Consider the following 16,697-nt stretch of genomic DNA (forward strand, 5'->3'; position numbering starts at 1 on the left):
TTGTCCGCTTATCGCAAGTTCGGGCCCTCCCATTTCGCGATACGTGGACAAAACTCCGGGGCGGGTCTTGCGGTAGCGTGTTCAACCCGGCTAGGTTGAATCGATACAAGAAACCGCTTTCCCGCGCCGGCCACAGGCGCGTGCCCGGCAGCGGTTCACAGCGGAATTGGACACGATGACTGTAAACACCACTGTCAGGTGGATCGACGGCGACGCACCTTCGGAACTCAGCGGCGGAACCACCTGGGGCATGCCGTTCGCCCGCGGAACGGTGGCCGGCACGGATGCCCTCGCCGTCCGTGACTCCGCCGGGCGACGGGTGGCCAGCCAAGCCTGGCCACTGGCCACCTGGCCGGACGGCTCACTGAAATGGGCGGGCATCGCCCTGCCGGCCACGGATGCCTCTTCCCTTGAGTACCAGGTGACGTCCGACGGCGGCGCGGCACCCGCTGCGGACATCCCGCCGGGGGTGACGGCCACGGAGGACGCCGACAGCGTCAAAGTGTCCACGGGCGCGCTGGAGATGGTCATCAGCCGCAGCGGTTCCACGCTGTTCACCACCCTCTCCCGGAACGGCACCACTGTGGCCCGCGACGGCCGCCTGGTCAGCCTGCTCCAGGACGGCATCGAGGACGGCGCCGGCACTGTCCGCCGGGAGGCCTTCACCGGCGAGGTGGCCGCCGTCGTGCTTGAACAAAGCGGACCTGTCCGCGCGGTGGTACGGCTGGAAGGAGCCCACCGGCCGGACTCACCGACGAGCGGTAAGCGGAACTGGCTGCCCTTTGTGGTCCGGTTCTACTTCTACGCGGGCGCGCGCAGCGTGCGGATGGTCCACTCCTTTATCTGGGACGGGGACGCCGAACAGGATTTCCTGGCCGGGCTGGGCGTGCGCTTCACCGTGCCCCTCGAAAGCGGGCTGCACGACCGGCACATTCGGATCGCGGGCGCGGACGGCGGCTTCCTGGCCGAAGCCGTGCGCGGGCTGACCGGGCTCCGCCGGGACCCGGGCGAGGAGGTCCGCCGGGCGCAGCTGGCCGGCGAACCCACCCCTCCCCTGGCGGAATGGAATGACGAGGTTTCCCGCCGCCTGCACCTCATCCCTGCCTGGAACGACTACACGCTGAGCCAGCTGAATGCCGACGGCTTTGAACTGCGCAAACGCACCGCGGCGGACCACGCCTGGGTGGGCATCTCCGGCGGGACCCGGGCGGCCGGATTCTGTTCCCTGAGCGATACCCGCGGCGGGCTGGGCGTGGGCATCCGCGACTTCTGGCAGTCGCACCCGGGGCAGCTGGACATCCGGGATGCCGCCACCGATGAGGCTTCCCTGACGGCGTGGCTCTACTCGCCGGAAGCCCAGCCCATGGACCTGCGGTTCTACCACGACGGCCTGGGCCAGGACACGTTCGAGGAGCAGCTCGAAGGCCTGGAGATCACCTACGAGGACTACGAGCCCGGGTTCGGCAACCCTACGGGCATTGCCCGCACACATGAGTTAACTCTGTTCGCCTACGGTTCCACGCCGGCCACGGAAAGCCTCGCCGCCGATGCGCGTTCGGCGTCCACACCCGCCCTGCTGCAGGCTTGCCCGGAGTACCTCCACTCGGCACGGGTGTTCGGCGACTGGGCTCCGGTGGACCGCAGCTCCCCGGCGCGGGCCGAACTCGAGGACCGGCTGGATTTCCTCTTCGACTTCTACGCCGGCCAGGTGGAGCAGCGCCGCTGGTATGGCTTCTGGAACTACGGCGACGTGATGCACACCTACGACTTCGACCGGCATGTGTGGCGGTATGACGTGGGCGGTTACGCCTGGGACAACTCCGAGCTTTCCCCCGACCTGTGGCTCTGGTATTCGTACCTGCGCTCCGGCCGGGCGGACATCTTCCGGTTTGCCGAGGCCATGACGCGGCACACCGGCGAGGTGGACGTCTACCACGTGGGTCCCTGGAAGGGCCTGGGTTCCCGCCACAACGTCCAGCACTGGGGCTGCAGCGCCAAGCAGCTGCGCATCAGCACCCCCGCCTACCGCCGGTTCTACTACTACCTGACGGCGGACGAGCGGACCGGGGACCTGCTGACCGAACTGGTGGACAGCGACCAGAACTTCCTGGGCCTGGACCCGGTCCGCAAAGTCAGGCCCGACGCCGACACCTACCGGCCGGACCGGAACGCCCTGGGCGTGGGGCTGGGTACTGACTGGGGCTCGCTGGCGGCCACCTGGCTGACGGACTGGGAACGCACCGGAAATCCGCGCTCCCGCGACCGGCTGCTGGGCACCATGGCGGACATCGGCGCCCTGAAGTACGGCTTCCTCACGGGCGAGGCTCTGTACGACCTGGACAAGGGAAGGTTCGACGCCGGGCGGGAACGGATCCAGGTCTCGCACCTTTCGGCGGTGTTCGGCCTGGTGGAAATCTGCAGCGAGCTGGTGGATCTCGTCCCGGACAAGGGCTTCGAGGCCGCATGGCTGCAGTACTGCCGGCTGTTCCTGGCCACGGAGGAGGAACAGACCGACGCCGTGGGCCAGCCGCTGCCGGGGATCTACCTCACGCAGGCCCACAGCAGGCTCAGCGCATATGCCGCCGCCCGGCTCGGTGACGCTGACTTAGCGGCCCGCGCCTGGGAGAGCTTTGCCGAGGGCGGCGAGCATCTGAACCACGAGGCGGCCTTCACGCTGCGCACCATCGAGCCGCCGCACGTGCTGCTCCCGGTGGATGAAGCCCCGACCGTGTCCACGAACGACGCGTCCCAGTTCGGCCTGGCGGTGATCCAGAACCTGGCGCTGATCGGCGACCACCTCCCCCGCTGAGCGACGCACCCCGAGCTGTTAAGGCTCTGGCCGTGGGCCGCCCCGGACGGTATGGTAAGCATGCTGATGAATTGTGGATGTTCGTCAGCATCGGTTCCAATCGAAGGAGACGTTGTGAGCACGAAAGTGGAAAAGCGCATTCTGGTGAACGTACCGGTGAGCACGGCCTACAACCAGTGGACCCAGTTCGAAGAGTTCCCCCACTTCATGGGCGGCGTCAAGAGTGTCAAGCAGCTCAGCGATGACCGTCTGGAATGGGTGGCCGAGATTGCGGGCGTCCGCCGGCAGTGGACTGCCACAATCCTTGAACAGGTCCCGGACCGCCGGGTTGCGTGGGCTGCCACGGAGGGAGCCACCAACGCCGGCGCCGTGGAATTCGAGGACGTGGGCGGCGGCCAGACTTCGCTCCAGCTGACCCTGGAGTACGATCCCGAAGGTTTTATCGAGAAGGTGGGCGACAAGCTCCACGTCGTAGACCGCCAGGCAGAAGCCGACCTGAAGAGGTTCAAGGAATTCGTTGAGGCCGAAGGCTACGCAAGCGGCACCTGGCGCGGGTCTGTCAACGAAGACGCGCCCGTCGGCACGCCGGGCGTTGAGGACGCCGCTGCGTCCCGGGGCGATTCCGGCAAGGCGGGCTTCTCCGGCAAGATGGCGGCAGCGGCGGGCGTCGCCGCGGCTGCAGGCGCAGCTGCGGCCATGGGCGCGGGCACGAACAAAGATGAGACCCGCGACGTCACCGCACCGGACGCTGTCCCGGTCGAGCCCGTCACTGTGACACCCATACCGGCAGAACCGGTTTCAACGGGCACGACGGCGGCGGATGCGTCAGGAGGCTCGCTGGCCGATCTCGGTGACGACAGGATCGGACATGCGTTCGATCAGAACAACGGACTGGTGGACACCGAGGGCGAGTCGGACGAAACCGCCGAAGGCGAGCAATACAGCGCCGGCGAACGCCGCGAAGACGACAACCGCCCGGGCGGCCTTCCGCCGGTCGGCGGAGGCCTCGGCCAGCACTGACGGAACATTAACGGGGCAATCCCTGACTCTGGCTCGGCGCCTCCCGACGGCGGTATGGTAAGCCTACTGATGGACGGACGGCACTTCATCAGATTCGGTTCCAGTCGAAGGAGACGTTGTGAGCACGAAAGTGGAGAAACGGATTGTTGTCGATGTACCGGTGAGTACTGCGTACAACCAGTGGACCCAGTTCGAGGACTTCCCGCATTTTATGGGTGGCGTGGAAAGTGTGACCCAACTGAGCGATGACCGGCTGAAGTGGGTGGCGCGCATTGCCGGGGTCCACCGGCACTGGGAAGCCAGGATCGTCGAACAGGTCCCGGACCAAAGAGTGGCGTGGGCGTCCACCGAAGGCGCCACCAACTCCGGCACCGTGGACTTCTCTGACGCCGGCGGGAACAAGACCGAGCTGGCGCTCACCTTGGAATACCAGCCAGAGGGCATGGTGGAGAAGGTCGGCGACCTGCTGCACGTGGTGGCCCGGCAGGCGGAGCATGACCTGAAGAAGTTCAAGGAGTTCATTGAACATGAAGGCCATGCCACCGGCGCCTGGCGGAAGTCGGTCCCCGGAACTGCGGCCGGAGCTCCTGCCGCTGAGGAACCGGTCACAGGTGAGGCCCGCGCGGAAGGACCTGGATTCAACAGGTTCGAGCACCCGTTTGACCAGACCAACGGCCTGGTGGACAGCGAGGGCGAGTCGGGCGGAACCGCCGAGGGCGAGAACTACAGTGCAGCCGAACGTAAAAACCAGGAGGGCCGCAACGAGGGCTATATCCCGCCGATGGGCGGCAACCTGGGCCCGCGCTGACCAGGCCTTAGCGCGCAAGCCTCCACCCGCCGTCGGGCGTTGCATCGACGGCCCGGGCCCGCATAGACGGTCCTGCCCCGCACCGTTCGTGCGGGGCAGGACCGTTCTTGCTGCCGGGCTTAGGCGTTAGTTGCCGGCGCCGACGTACGTGACGGCGGGCATGGCCGGGGTTTCCATGCCTTCGCCGATGAAGAAGTTCGGGTGCGGCGGCTGGTTGTACGCCACATTCTCGCGGGCCACTCCGGTCCGGTACATCGGGTCATGCATCAGCGTGCGGAGCCGCACCTCGGTGGGTGAGGTGGTGGTGTAGATCCGCAGTTCCGTGCTGTCCGAAGACGGGAAGGCAAGCTCCTCGCGCCAGTCACCGAGCAGGTCAGCCTGCAGGGACGGGTTGCCCTTGGTGGTGTTGTTGGTCCTGGCCCCCGTGGCGGTCAGGAGCCTGTCGCTGGCTTCCGTCTCCCAGTTCCATTTCGAGACGGTGGGAACGCCCACAGACGTGGTGGCGTCGTAGTCGTGGTCCACGATCTCGCGCAGCAGGTCGCCGTCCCACCAGGCCAGGAAGTTGGCCGCCGGGATCTTCTCGGCGATCAGCTCGCCCTTGGCGGACATCAGCTGTCCGCGCGGGGAGTTCCAGGAGGCGTCGCCGCCCACAGCCCAGCCTTCGGCCCCGGCGTACCGCGGATCGATGTCGCCCGCCGCTCCGCGGCCCGTGTCCTTGATGGCCGGAATGCTCCAGAGGACTTCGCCGGTGGCGGCGTCGCGGAAGGTGGCTCCGCGGTTGCCGCTCTGGCTCATGCTTTCGTGCACGGCGAAGGTTTCCAGTCCGGGCCGGGACGGATCCAGGTCGGACGTGTGGATGGCATCGCCGTGGCCGAGCTTGGTGTTGTACAGGGGCGTGCCGTTGTCGTCGATGGTCATGGAGCCGAAGACGAACTCATCCTTGCCGTCCTGGTCGACGTCGGCCACGGACAGGTTGTGGTTGCCCTGGCCCTTGTATTCGGCGCCGGCGACGTCGGAATCGAACTTCCAGCGCTGCACCAGCTTGCCGCCCACGAGGTCATAGGTGACCAGGACGGTGCGGGTGTAGTAGCCGCGGCTGAACATCATGGAGGGGTGTTCGCCGTCGAGGTAGGCCACGCCGGCGAGGAAACGGTCCACGCGGTTGCCGTAGCTGTCACCCCAGGCGGCCACCGAGCCGCGCGGCGGGTCGTACGCGACGGTGTCCATGATGGTGCCGGTCTCGCCTTTGAAGACGGTGAGGAACTCGGGTCCGGAGAGCACGTAGCCCGCACTGTTCCGGTAATCCGCTGCCGGGTCGCCGATGACCGTGCCGGCGGCATCTGTGGTGCCGTCCGCCGTCTTCAACGACACTTCAGCCTTGCCGTCGCCGTCGAAGTCGTAGGCCAGCACCTGCGTGTAGTGCGCGCCGGCACGGATGTTGCGGCCGAGGTCGATCCGCCACAGCTTGGTGCCGTCCATCCTGTAGGCGTCCACGTACACGTTGCCGGTGTAGCCGGACTGCGAGTTGTCCTTGGCGTTGGAGGGGTTCCACAGCTGGATGATCTCGTATTTGCCGTCACCGTCCAGGTCCGCCACGCTGGCGTCGTTCGCGGTGTAGGTGTAGGCCTGCCCCGCGGGGGTGACTCCGTCCGCGGGCTTGTCCAGTTTGATGGCGAGGTAGTTCTGGGCCAGTGGCGTGAATTCCTCCGTGACGACCTGGTCCAGCCCAGCACCGTTGCCCACTGCCCGGATGACATACTTCGAGTTTGCCGTTCCGGAGGGGTCGACGAACGTCGTGCTGTTGCGGACAGGATCCACAGTGAGCTGGACGCCGTCGCGGATTACGTGGAAGCCGATACTGTCCGGGTCCAGGCCCAGCATCCGCCAGCCGAGAGTGACGCCCTGGTCCGTGAGGACTGCCACCGGGGCACGGTCCAGGCTTTCGACCTGGCGTTTCTGCACATTCAGGCCCGATTGTTCGGGCAGGGGCGGGAGAGTCGGGGCCGCCTGGGCCAGCGGGAGGCCGGTGAAAGCCAGGGCCGCTGCCGCCAGGGTTGCCGCGGCTGCCAAGGGCGCGGCCTTCCGGGGTTTGGTGTGAGGGGAACATTTCACGGGGTATGCCAAAAGAACATCTCCTTTGATGCTGGCGGCAGCTGAGTTTGCCGCACAATGCGTTTTTGTAACGTTTCATTTCAATGCCGGTCGGGGCCCTCCGGGATTTCCGGACATCCGGCGTGGGGTTAGAAAGCGCTTTCCGCCCTTAGGTTTATCAGGACATGACAAGATCGGTCAAGGCCTCCACGGTTCAAAGTGGGAGAAATTGTTCCGTTTCGTTAGGGCGTCCAGCGCATCCGGGCGAGTTTTGGTCGTGTCAGGGCTCGACGCCGCCGCGCCGGGTTTCGCTGCACGGCTGGCCGCCGCCGGGGTGCTCCAGCCCATGGCCGGCTGACTGCGGTCCACATACATTCCACAATTCCGGCTGACATGACTGGACAGCGCGGCCAGGGCTGCCCTAGCGTCAAGGAACGGCCCGTCCCGCCGGCGGACTCCAGCGCTGAAGCAGTCCGGCGCCCGCGCAAACGCTGAAAGTGAGCAACCGTGCCTGCCACCCATTTTGACCGTTTCCTGGCTGAATCCGTGACGCCGCAGCGGGACTCGGGAACGGGACTGGGGCGAGATGGGCTCTACGGCCTCTACACAAGCTGGTGCCTGATCAACAACGTGGAACCTGAGGAGCCGGCGTCCCTGTGGAAGGCGCTGAAAAAGCATGGGATTGCTGCCGAGCACAACAACCTGAACATGACCGGGCCTGCCGCCGCGGATTACATCATTTCCAGCGCCCCGGACCTCGTCTGAGGTTTCAGGATATCGCCGGATTATTCCCGCCGAAGGCCTGAAATATCTTCGGTGGCACGGCTGTTGGCCCGGACATGACAACAATTGGAATCATCGGTGCAGGACACATTGGAAGCCAGGTTGCACGGAAGGCGGTGGAGCTCGGCTATGACGTGGTCATCAGCAACTCACGCGGACCGGAGACCCTCACGGAGCTGGTAACGGAACTGGGCCCGAGAGCCCGGGCCGCCACCTCGGCCGAGGCAGCGGCGGCAGGCGATTTCGCCGTCGTCACCGTGCCGCTCAAGAACTACCGGGACATTCCCGTGAAGCCGCTTGCCGGCAAGGTGGTCATCGACACCAACAACTACTACTGGGAACGGGACGGGCGCATCCCCGCCCTGGATAACGGCGACGCCACCACCTCCGGCCTGCTGCAGGAACACCTGCCAGAGTCCAAGGTGGCCAAGGGCTTCAATCACATCATGGCCAGCGAAATCACCACCGACGGCACCCCGACCGGAACCGAAAACCGCCGCGCCCTCGCCACGGCCAGCGACTACCCCGAAGCCGCGGAGCTGGTGGCCCGGCTGTACGACGAGTTCGGCTTCGATACCGTCAACATCGGGCTGCTGGACGAGAGCTGGCGCGTGGAGCGGGACCGCCCGGCCTACGTGATCCGGCAGAACGAGGCCGAGCTGAAGGAAAACCTGGCCAACGCGCAGCGCACCATCTAACCCCGAATCTGGCTGGCAGCAGACGTCCCGAAATCGGCTTTTGACGACGTCTGCTGCCGGTCAGTGGGGTTGAGGACCTACAGGCGGGCCGGGACCAGGACCACCTCGTAGTCGGTGTCCGGATTCATGAACTGTGCGTTGACCGCTGCGAGGGTGTTGCCGAAAAGGGCGGCAGTGGCCGGGATGTTGAACAGAGGACTCGTGATGACATCCTCTACGACACCCGACGAGAAGTTGTTGGAGAGATCTATCCGGCTGATCTGGTTGGAGAAGTTTTGGACAGCCCAGAGCCGCTGGCCCTGGACCACGATGCCGTCAACGTTTGGAACGCTCACGCCCTCCACAAGGGCACTGGCGCCGGTATCGGGGTTGACCGTGTAGATCTCGCCGTTACCGGAGTGGGCGACAAAGAGCACCCGTCCGCCCTTGGCCGACGCAATGCCGTTGAGGTTGAATTGGCTGCTCGTATCGGCCGCGGGCCCACTTAGCGGAAGAGTCTGCACAGCACCAACCCCGCCGCCAAGTGTCACCGGAACGAAGTAGAGCTCGCCCGCGGCGGAGTTCGTGAACCAGGCACCCTGCGGCGTCAGCGCGACGTCGTTGATGAAGCCAGGAGCCAACGTCCGCTCAGCGACAGGCTGCCCCGTCGCGGTGTTGTAGACATAGGCCTTCCCGGTGCCGCCGCCTGCCACGAACAGCAGGTTGGTCCCGGGATCGAACTTCATGCCCACGGCCATCCTGCCAGCAGGAGCCTCAATAATCTGCGCCGCGGTTCCCGTGCGGATGTCGCCCTGGAAGATGTCGCCGGTGGCCAGCTCACCGGCGTAGAAAGTGGTTCCCCTGCCGGCGGCGATCCCCTCGGCAGAGTTGGCACCGTCGAGGACAACAGTGCCCGACGGCGGCACGGCGGCCGCTGGAAGGCACGGGACGAGCAGTGCCATGAGAGCGAAAAACGCGATGGCGGTACGGCGTTGTACGGTTCGGCGCATGATGCTTCCTCAATTGGACTGGTCCGCGCGGGGCAACAGGCGGCAGCTACTGGCGGGAGGCTCCGCACGATGGTCCTGCCAGTTTAAGCACCGCCCGGTGCGCTGACCAGAGGCACCTGAAACACGCAGAACGGCGCCCGGGCCACGGCGCAAACGGCGGCCCGGGCACCCCGTTTTCAGAGCGCGACGGCGACCGCCTGCCCGCCTGACACCGTCACCTCGAACCGGGCAAAACCGCCGTCGGGCGTGGGAACTGCAACCGTCCTCTGCTGCCCTTCCCCGGCGGCGAAGGCATGGAACACCATGTCCGTGGCCCAGTCGTACTCGGGCCGGTCCGTCACGGTTCCCAACGGCAGGACCGCACCCTGCCGGACGTAGAGGGCGGCTTCCAGCACCGAGAATTCCTTGCGGTGCCATCGCGGTCCGGCCAGCTGCTCGCCGCTTTCCAGGTGGGTCCAGGTTCCGGCCGGAAGGTAGAAGTCCACCGACCCGCCAGCGCCCATCACCGGAGCCACCAGCAGCTCCGGTCCGAGCATGTACTGCCGGTCCAGATACGCGCAGGCGGGGTCCTCCGGGAACTCGAGGAACATGGGCCGCATCAAGGGCGAACCGGTCTGGTGCGCGTCCTCGGCCGAGGCCAGCAGGTACGGCATGAGCCGCATCTTCAGCCCGGTGAAGTGCCGGAGCACGTCGGTGGATTCGTCGTCCACCAGCCACGGCACGCGGTAGGAGTTGGAGCCGTGCAGCCGGGAGTGCGAGGACAGCAGCCCGAACGCGATCCACCGTTTGAACAGCTCCGGATCCGGCGTCCCCTCGAAGCCGCCGATGTCGTGGCTCCAGAAGGCGAAGCCGGAGGATGCAAGGGACAGGCCGCCGCGGAGGGATTCGGACATCGCGGAGAACGTGGACTCGCAGTCCCCGCCCCAGTGGACCGGGAGCTGCTGCCCGCCGGCGGTGGCGGAGCGGGCAAACAGCACGGCCTGGCCCTCGCCGAGCTCCTTGGTGAGCAGGTCGAACACTGTCCGGTTGTAGAGCTGCGCGTAGTAGTTGTGCATCTTCTGCGGATCGGACCCGTCGTGCCATGCCACGTCCGTGGGGATCCGCTCGCCGAAGTCTGTCTTGAAGGAGTCCACGCCCTGGTTCAGCAGGATGCGCAGCTTGTCCTGGTACCAGGACACGGCGTCGGGGTTGGTGAAGTCCACCAGCCCCATGCCGGCCTGCCACATGTCCCACTGCCACACCGAACCGTCCGCCCGCTTGACCAGGAAGCCCAGCTCTTCGCCTTCACGGAAGAGGTGCGAGCGCTGGGCGATGTACGGATTGATCCAGACGCACACCTTCAGGCCGCGATCGTGCAGGCGCCGAAGCATCCCCTCCGGGTCCGGGAACGTGGCCGGATCCCAGACGAAGTCGCTCCAGTGGAACGCCCGCATCCAGTGGCAGTCGAAGTGGAACACGGACAGCGGAAGCTTGCGCTCGGCCATGCCGTCGATGAAGGACATCACGGTCTTCTCGTCGTAGTCCGTGGTGAAGGACGTGGACAGCCACAACCCGTACGACCACGCCGGAACCCGGGCGGGCCGGCCCGTCAGTTCGGTGTAACGGCGCAGGATGTCCTTGGGGGTGGGCCCGTGGATCACGAAGTACTGGAGCCGCTGGCCCTCCACGCTGAACTGCGTGCGGGACACCGCCTCGGAGCCGATCTCATACGACACCCGCTCCGGGTGGTTCACAAACACGCCGTAGCCCGCGTTGGTGATGAAGAACGGCACGTTCTTGTAGGCGAGGTCGCTGGAGGTGCCGCCGTCCTCGTTCCAGATGTCGATGGACTGCCCGTTCTTCACCAGCGGGCCAAACCGCTCCCCCAGTCCGTACACGTTGGTCCCCACGCCGAGCGTCAGCTGTTCGTGGACAAAATGCCGGCCGTCCCCGTCTGTGATGAAGCCGATGCTCCGCGGCACCGAGCTGGTCAGCAGTTTGCCGTCCCCCAGAAAGTCCACGTTCCAGTCGCCCGTTGTGCTGATGCGTGCGGTGAGGCCGCCGGACGTGAACGAGGCCGTGCCGCCGTCGTCCGTGATGCTGACGTCCGCGCTGCCCTCCTTCAGCCCGAAGTGCGGGCCCTTCCGCACTCCGCCTTGGAAATGCTCGATGGTCACGCCGATGACATCCGGCAGCGGCGACTCGAAACTGATGGTCAACTGCGGGCAGTTCAGCGCGTCGCCGCGGGACCTGATCTTCTGCGTGGGCGCGTAGACCGTGAGCCTGTCCCCGGTGGATTCCACATCGGAAACGTCCCGCGGGTGAAGGGCGGAGAGGCCCTTTTTGTGGAGCCAGTAGCCGTCCGTGAATTTCATGCCGTTCCTCTGTTTCGGTCGTTCTTCAAGTTGGAAAGTTCTGTGGGCACCGGTTCCTTGAGCACCAGCGCACCGAAGGGTGGCAGGGTCAGCCGTTCACCATTGGCTTCGCCGGTGAGCAGGTCCACCGACGCCCAGCCCAGCTGTACCTGCTGCGGTTCGCCGGAGTGGTTGAGCAGGAACAGGTGGCCGCCGCGGCTGGCCGCCTCCACGTGGTCCGGCAGCGGCGCGGCAAGGGGATAAGGGATTCCCGCCGACTCCAGCGCGTCCGCCACGACCTGTTCCAGTGCCTCCGGGGGAAGGTCTGCGCCCACATACCAGGAGTGCCCAGCCCCGGAGCGGTTGCGTACGACGGCGGGACGGCCTTCCAGCCTGCCCCCGACAAAGTGGGCCACCACCTCCGCCGTGCCGGAGTTCAGTGCCAGGTCTTCCGCCCAGATCCGCGCCTGCCCGGCCGGTGCTTCCCCGAAGACGAGGCCCACCGGGGAGGCGAGTGGAACCCACTCTTCGCCGTCGACCCCCAGCAGGTCCGCGAGCACCCCGGGGAAGCGGCCGGGTGCGAGGTGGCCGTTGCTGTCCGCCACTGCGCTGAAGGGGCCCACCACCAGGTGGCCGCCGCCGCGGACGTACGCGCCCAGCCCGTCCGCGTGCTCCTTGGACAGCAGGAACAGGCCCGGTGCCAGGACCAGGTCAAACCGGCCCAGGTCCGCGGAGGGGTGGACCACTTCGACGGCAAGGCCGCTCCTGTGCAGCGGCGCGCAATACGCCTGCAGCTGGTCCAGGACCTGAAGCCGGTTGGTGGGGGTGTCCGGTGATTCGGCGGCCCACCAGCTGTCCCAGTCGAAGAGGACCGCGATAGTGGCGGCGCACGGGGTGCCGGCCAGTTCCCGAAGCGTCTGCAGGTCCTTGCCCAGGTCCGCCACCTCGCGGAAAACCCGCGTGTGTTCGCCGGCCAGCGGCACCACGGCGGAGTGGAAGCGTTCGGCGCCGAAACGGGACTGGCGGAACTGGAAGAAGCAGACGCCGTCCGCGCCGCGCGCGATCGCCGAGAAGGCGTCGATCCGGAGTTCCCCGGGCTGCTTGGGCACGTTGTGCTCCCGCCAGTTCACCCCCGAGGTCGCGGACTCGATGAGAAGCCACGGGGTGCCGCCGGAGAGTCCGCGGCAGAGGTCGTGGGTCAGCGAGCCGAACCGGTGCGAGTCCGGGTCGGCCGGGTCGGTGTACCAGTCGTTCGCCACGACGTCCGTTTCCCGAGCGAAGGCGAAGTAGTCGGCCCCGCGGAAGAAGCCCATCAGGTTGGTGGTGACCGGGCTGGCGGTGTCGTAGCGGCGGATGATGTCCCGTTCCGCACGGTAGAGGGAAAGCAGCTGGTCGGAGGTGAAGCGCTGGAAGTCCAGGGCCTGGCTCGGGTTGATGAGATAAGGAGCCTTCCGCGGCGGCATGATCTCGTCCCAGCTGCCATACCGCTGGCTCCAGAAGGACGTGCCCCAGGCACGGTTGAGCCCGTCCAGAGTGGTGTAGCGCCGGGTCAGCCAGCCGCGGAAGGCGAGCGCGGTTTCGTCGTCGTAGCTGACCTGTCCCAGCTCGTTGCCCACGTGCCACATCGCCACGGCGGGGTGGCCCGCGTACCGCCTGGCCAGCGACTCCGTGATGGCCGCGGCGGCCTGCCGGTACTTGGCCGACGACGGGTTGAACTGGTTGCGGGAGCCGTACCAAAGCGTGCGGCCGTCCGCGTCAACCGGCAGCGTTTCGGGGTATTCGTGCCCCAGCCAGGCCGGCGGCGACGCGGTGGGCGTGGCCAGGCACACCCGGATCCCGCCCCGGTGCAGGAGGTCCAGGACCTGGTCCAGCCAGCCGAAGTTCCGGGCACCTTCCCGGGGCTCCAGCAGGGCCCAGCTGAAGACGCCCACGGTGACCAGGTTGATGCCGGCTTCCTGCATGAGCCGGATGTCCTCCGGCCAGGTTTCGGCAGGCCACTGCTCGGGGTTGTAGTCGGCGCCGAAAAGGAGCCCGGAACGATCCGTCAGGCTGGTCAGGCTGTGGCTGCTGGAATACATGGAAATCCTTGGTTAAATGGGAGGTATGGACAATCGAAGGCCTTCAACAGCGGCGACCATCAATGACGTGGCCCGCGAGGCCGGAGTTTCCACCAGCACCGTGTCCTACGTGATGAGCGGGAAGCGGACCATATCGAAGGAAACCCGCGAAATTGTCGAAGCGGCCATGCGGCGGCTGAACTACAGCCCGCGATCCAGCGCCCGGGCGCTGGCCTCGAGCCGGTCCAACGTGCTGGGGCTGGTGGTGCCCCTGCGCGCGGACGTGAACGTCGGTGTGGTGATGCAGTTCGTCACGGCAGTTGTCACCACGGCCCGGACGTTCAACCAGGATGTCCTGCTGCTGACCCAGGACGACGCCGGCAGCATCGAACGCGTGACGTCCCAGTCCATGGTGGACGGGCTGCTCATGATGGACATCGAGGCCCGCGATCCCCGCATCCCTGTGCTGGCGAAGCTGCAGAAACCGGCGGTGCTGATCGGGATGCCGGATGATCCGCGCGGCCTGAGCTGCGTGGACTTCGACTTCGCCGCCGCGTCCCGGACCGCCGTCCGGCACCTGGCCGGGCTCGGCCATCGCGGCGTCGCGTTCATCGGCTCCCCGCCGGCGTCCCTGCGCCGGCACGCCACCTACGCGGACCGGGCCCTGAAGGGATTCCAGGATGCCTGCGCCGCGGACAGCATCGCCCAGGTGTCCGTGTCCTGTGAGGCGAACTCCCCGGACCTGGCGAAGGCCCTGGACAAGGTGCTCTCCGGGCCGGAGCCCATCACGGCGCTGCTGGTCCACAATGAAGGCCTGCTGCCGATGCTGCGGGAGAACCTGGCCGTCCGCGGCCTGGCCATCCCGGAGGACGTCTCGGTGGCCGTGATTGCCCCGGCGGACGTTGCCATGGCCACCGCCCACCCCTGGACCGCCGTCTCCATTCCCGCCATGGACATCGGCCGGGCGGCCGTGGAGATGGTGATGGACCGGCTTAGCCTGGACAAGCCGGCCGAGCTGCGGCTCATCGCGCCCACACTGACGGACGGCGAGACCACCGCCCCTGCCCGCGCCGCCGTCGGACGTCCCGCCGCCAACGGGTAGCAGCACGCCAAGCGGTAACGGCACGCCGGTCATCCCTTCACCGCTCCGATCATCACGCCCTTGGTGAAGTGCTTCTGCACAAACGGGTACACCAACAGGATCGGCACCATGGCCAGGACGATCACGGCCATCTGCAGCGCGGGGGAAGCCGCGGCGCCGTCGCCGACGTCGATCTGCCCGGGCACCGACACGCCCTGCAGCACATAGGACCGCAGCACCACCTGGAGCGGGTTCATGGCGCTGTCGTTGATGTAGAGGACAGCGTTGAAGAACGCGTTCCAGTAGCCCACGCCGTAGAACAGGGCGATCACGGCCGTCACGGCCTTGGACATGGGCAGCACGATCTGGGTCAGCGTGCGCCATTCACTGGCACCGTCGATCCGGGCGCTGTCCAGGATGCCCCGGTCAATCCCCATAAAGAACCCGCGCAGGATGATGATGTTGAACACCGAGATGCAGCTGGGCAAAATCAGCGCCCAGTAGGTGTTGATCAGGCCCAGGCTGGACACCAGCAGGTAGGCCGGAATGATGCCCGCGCTGAAGAACATGGTGATCAGCAGGGTGAAGAGGATGGGCGTGTGGGCGAATGAGCCCGGCCGCGACAGCCCGTACGCGCAGAGCACGGACACCACCATGCTCAGCAGCGTGCCGGTGGCGGTCACGCCCACGGATACCAGGACGGCCCGAGTGACCACGCCGCCACTGAGGATCTGCTGGTACGCGGCCAGCGTGATCTCGCCGGGAATCAGCACCAGCCCGCCGGCACGGGTGATGGTGGCCTGCGAGGAGATGCTGGTCAGCACGATCGTGTACAGCGGCCCCAGGACAGCAAGGACGACGGCGGCGAGCACCACCACCTTGACCGTCTTCGCCATACGCCCGGGTTCTTCGTACCAGGCCGGCCGTTCCGGCCGGAGCCGCGGTTTGGTTGTTGTTGCGCTCATTTGGAATACACTCCGCTTTCGCCGAATATGTGGGCCACCTTGTTCGCCGCCAGGATCAGCGCCAGGCTGACCAGGCCCTTAATCAGTCCGGCCGCAGCCGCGTAGCTCCAGTCGCCGTTCTGCACGCCCGTGTAGTAGACAAACGTGTCCAGGACCTCGGAGGCGTCCGCACCCACGGCGTCACGCTGCAGGATCATCTGCTCGAAACCCACTGTCAGCGAGTCGCCCAGGCGCAGGATCAGCAGCAGCACAATGACACTGCGCAGCCCGGGGAGGGTCACGTGCCACATCCGCTTCCAGCGGCCGGCACCGTCCACCGCCGCCGCCTCGTACTGGGCGGGGTCGATTGCGCTCAGTGCCGCAAGGAAAACGATGATGCCCCAGCCGGCGTCCTTCCAGATGGCCTGGGACGTGATGAGGAACAGGAAGGTGTCCGGATTGGTCATCACGTCCACGGCCTGCCAGCCGTTGGCGCGCAGCGACTGGTTGAGCAGGCCGGCGCCGCCAAAGATCTGCTGGAAGACGGACACCACCAGCACCCAGGAAAAGAAGTGCGGCAAGTAGACGACGGCCTGGATTCCTGCCCGCAGCCGGGGGTTGACCAGCGAGTTCAGCAGCATGGCCAGGGCGATGGGAATGGGGAAGAAGAACACCAGCTGGAACGCGGTGATCACCAGTGTGTTCTTGACGGCGAGCCAGAACTCCGGATCGGCGATCACCCTGCTGAAGTTCTCCATGCCCACCCAGGGGCTGTCCGGGATGCCCACGTAGGGCGAGTAGTCCTGGAAGGCCACCATGTTGCCCAGCATGGGCAGGTAGGCGAAAACGCCCAGCAGAATCACCGCAGGAAGGGCCATGAATACCAGCGAACGGTCGCGGTTGAACCGGACCTTCAGGCTGGCCCGCTGGCGGACGCTGCCGCCTCCGCCGGACGCCTGATGATTTTTCGACGCCGGACGCGTTGCCGGTGTTGCGCTCCGTGAGGAGGTCCCGGCGTCGGGATTCGTTGGCGCCGGGGCGGAGTCCCTGCGCTCAGTTCCGGTGGTCATGTTCGCCGCCATCC

12 protein-coding genes are annotated in these 16,697 nt (G+C 66.6%); 6 read left to right on the plus strand and 6 right to left on the minus strand.

Translation table 11 applies throughout. The features are described from left to right. Window positions 1-175: 175 nt before the first annotated feature. The 3 genes from EYS21_RS17110 to EYS21_RS17120 all read left to right on the plus strand — a co-directional run bounded on the left by EYS21_RS17110 (window position 176) and on the right by EYS21_RS17120 (window position 4,637). A complete protein-coding gene (locus EYS21_RS17110; RefSeq protein WP_131134445.1) occupies window positions 176-2,809 on the plus strand; it encodes a Tat pathway signal sequence domain protein in 2,634 nt (877 codons plus the stop codon). Between the two features lie 114 nt (window positions 2,810-2,923). Next, window positions 2,924-3,829, plus strand: coding sequence for an SRPBCC family protein (locus EYS21_RS17115; RefSeq protein ID WP_131134446.1), 906 nt, complete (start codon window positions 2,924-2,926; stop codon window positions 3,827-3,829). Window positions 3,830-3,947: 118 nt separating this feature from the next. Beyond that, window positions 3,948-4,637 (plus strand): SRPBCC family protein, encoded by a 690-nt coding sequence (locus tag EYS21_RS17120; RefSeq protein WP_131134447.1) that lies wholly within the window; start codon window positions 3,948-3,950, stop codon window positions 4,635-4,637. Window positions 4,638-4,763: 126 nt separating this feature from the next. On the opposite strand, the gene EYS21_RS17125 is transcribed toward EYS21_RS17120, so the two are convergent. Next, complete coding sequence (locus tag EYS21_RS17125) at window positions 4,764-6,761, minus strand: rhamnogalacturonan lyase (protein WP_131134448.1); 1,998 nt, start codon at window positions 6,759-6,761, stop codon at window positions 4,764-4,766. Window positions 6,762-7,235: 474 nt separating this feature from the next. Here EYS21_RS17125 and EYS21_RS17130 point away from each other — a divergent pair, with 474 nt between their 5' ends. Both EYS21_RS17130 and EYS21_RS17135 read left to right on the plus strand, forming a co-directional pair. Further along, window positions 7,236-7,493 carry a hypothetical protein gene (locus EYS21_RS17130; RefSeq protein ID WP_131134449.1) on the plus strand — a complete coding sequence of 86 codons (258 nt, stop codon included), beginning with the start codon at window positions 7,236-7,238 and terminating at the stop codon, window positions 7,491-7,493. Between the two features lie 74 nt (window positions 7,494-7,567). Continuing rightward, a complete protein-coding gene (locus EYS21_RS17135; RefSeq protein ID WP_131134450.1) occupies window positions 7,568-8,209 on the plus strand; it encodes an NAD(P)-binding domain-containing protein in 642 nt (213 codons plus the stop codon). A 77-nt stretch (window positions 8,210-8,286) separates the two neighbouring features. Here EYS21_RS17135 and EYS21_RS17140 read toward each other — a convergent pair whose 3' ends face one another. From EYS21_RS17140 to EYS21_RS17150, 3 genes are all read right to left on the minus strand, one after another. Beyond that, window positions 8,287-9,198 (minus strand): hypothetical protein, encoded by a 912-nt coding sequence (locus tag EYS21_RS17140; RefSeq protein WP_131134451.1) that lies wholly within the window; start codon window positions 9,196-9,198, stop codon window positions 8,287-8,289. Window positions 9,199-9,374: 176 nt separating this feature from the next. Continuing rightward, window positions 9,375-11,552 (minus strand): alpha-xylosidase, encoded by a 2,178-nt coding sequence (gene yicI / locus EYS21_RS17145; protein ID WP_131134452.1) that lies wholly within the window; start codon window positions 11,550-11,552, stop codon window positions 9,375-9,377. Further along, window positions 11,549-13,609 (minus strand): beta-galactosidase, encoded by a 2,061-nt coding sequence (locus EYS21_RS17150; RefSeq protein ID WP_131134453.1) that lies wholly within the window; start codon window positions 13,607-13,609, stop codon window positions 11,549-11,551. Before EYS21_RS17150 ends, yicI begins: the two co-directional genes overlap by 4 nt. Before the next feature lie 25 nt (window positions 13,610-13,634). Here EYS21_RS17150 and EYS21_RS17155 point away from each other — a divergent pair, with 25 nt between their 5' ends. Further along, the gene (locus EYS21_RS17155; RefSeq protein WP_131134454.1) at window positions 13,635-14,690 is read left to right on the plus strand and encodes a LacI family DNA-binding transcriptional regulator; all 1,056 of its coding nucleotides are present in this window, start codon (window positions 13,635-13,637) and stop codon (window positions 14,688-14,690) included. Window positions 14,691-14,719: 29 nt separating this feature from the next. On the opposite strand, the gene EYS21_RS17160 is transcribed toward EYS21_RS17155, so the two are convergent. Both EYS21_RS17160 and EYS21_RS17165 read right to left on the minus strand, forming a co-directional pair. Beyond that, entirely contained in the window at window positions 14,720-15,634 is a 915-nt protein-coding gene (locus tag EYS21_RS17160; RefSeq protein ID WP_242633474.1) for a carbohydrate ABC transporter permease, read from the minus strand. Further along, window positions 15,631-16,683: an ABC transporter permease subunit gene (locus tag EYS21_RS17165; RefSeq protein ID WP_131134455.1), complete on the minus strand. Its 1,053-nt coding sequence runs from the start codon at window positions 16,681-16,683 to the stop codon at window positions 15,631-15,633. The genes EYS21_RS17160 and EYS21_RS17165 overlap by 4 nt, the downstream gene beginning before the upstream one ends. Between the last annotated feature and the right edge of the window lie 14 nt (window positions 16,684-16,697).

This window comes from Arthrobacter sp. S39 (assembly GCF_004320525.1).
Lineage (GTDB): Bacteria > Actinomycetota > Actinomycetes > Actinomycetales > Micrococcaceae > Arthrobacter.

Excerpts from the sequence above, each read along its gene's own strand:
- EYS21_RS17140 (WP_131134451.1), bottom strand. The coding sequence starts at position 9,198 with ATGCGCCGAACCGTACAACGCCGTACCGCCATCGCGTTTTTCGCTCTC.
- EYS21_RS17160 (WP_242633474.1), bottom strand. The coding sequence starts at position 15,634 with ATGAGCGCAACAACAACCAAACCGCGGCTCCGGCCGGAACGGCCGGCC.
- EYS21_RS17165 (WP_131134455.1), bottom strand. The coding sequence starts at position 16,683 with ATGACCACCGGAACTGAGCGCAGGGACTCCGCCCCGGCGCCAACGAAT.
- EYS21_RS17155 (WP_131134454.1), top strand. The coding sequence starts at position 13,635 with ATGGACAATCGAAGGCCTTCAACAGCGGCGACCATCAATGACGTGGCC.
- EYS21_RS17150 (WP_131134453.1), bottom strand. The coding sequence starts at position 13,609 with ATGTATTCCAGCAGCCACAGCCTGACCAGCCTGACGGATCGTTCCGGG.
- EYS21_RS17135 (WP_131134450.1), top strand. The coding sequence starts at position 7,568 with ATGACAACAATTGGAATCATCGGTGCAGGACACATTGGAAGCCAGGTT.
- yicI (WP_131134452.1), bottom strand. The coding sequence starts at position 11,552 with ATGAAATTCACGGACGGCTACTGGCTCCACAAAAAGGGCCTCTCCGCC.
- EYS21_RS17110 (WP_131134445.1), top strand. The coding sequence starts at position 176 with ATGACTGTAAACACCACTGTCAGGTGGATCGACGGCGACGCACCTTCG.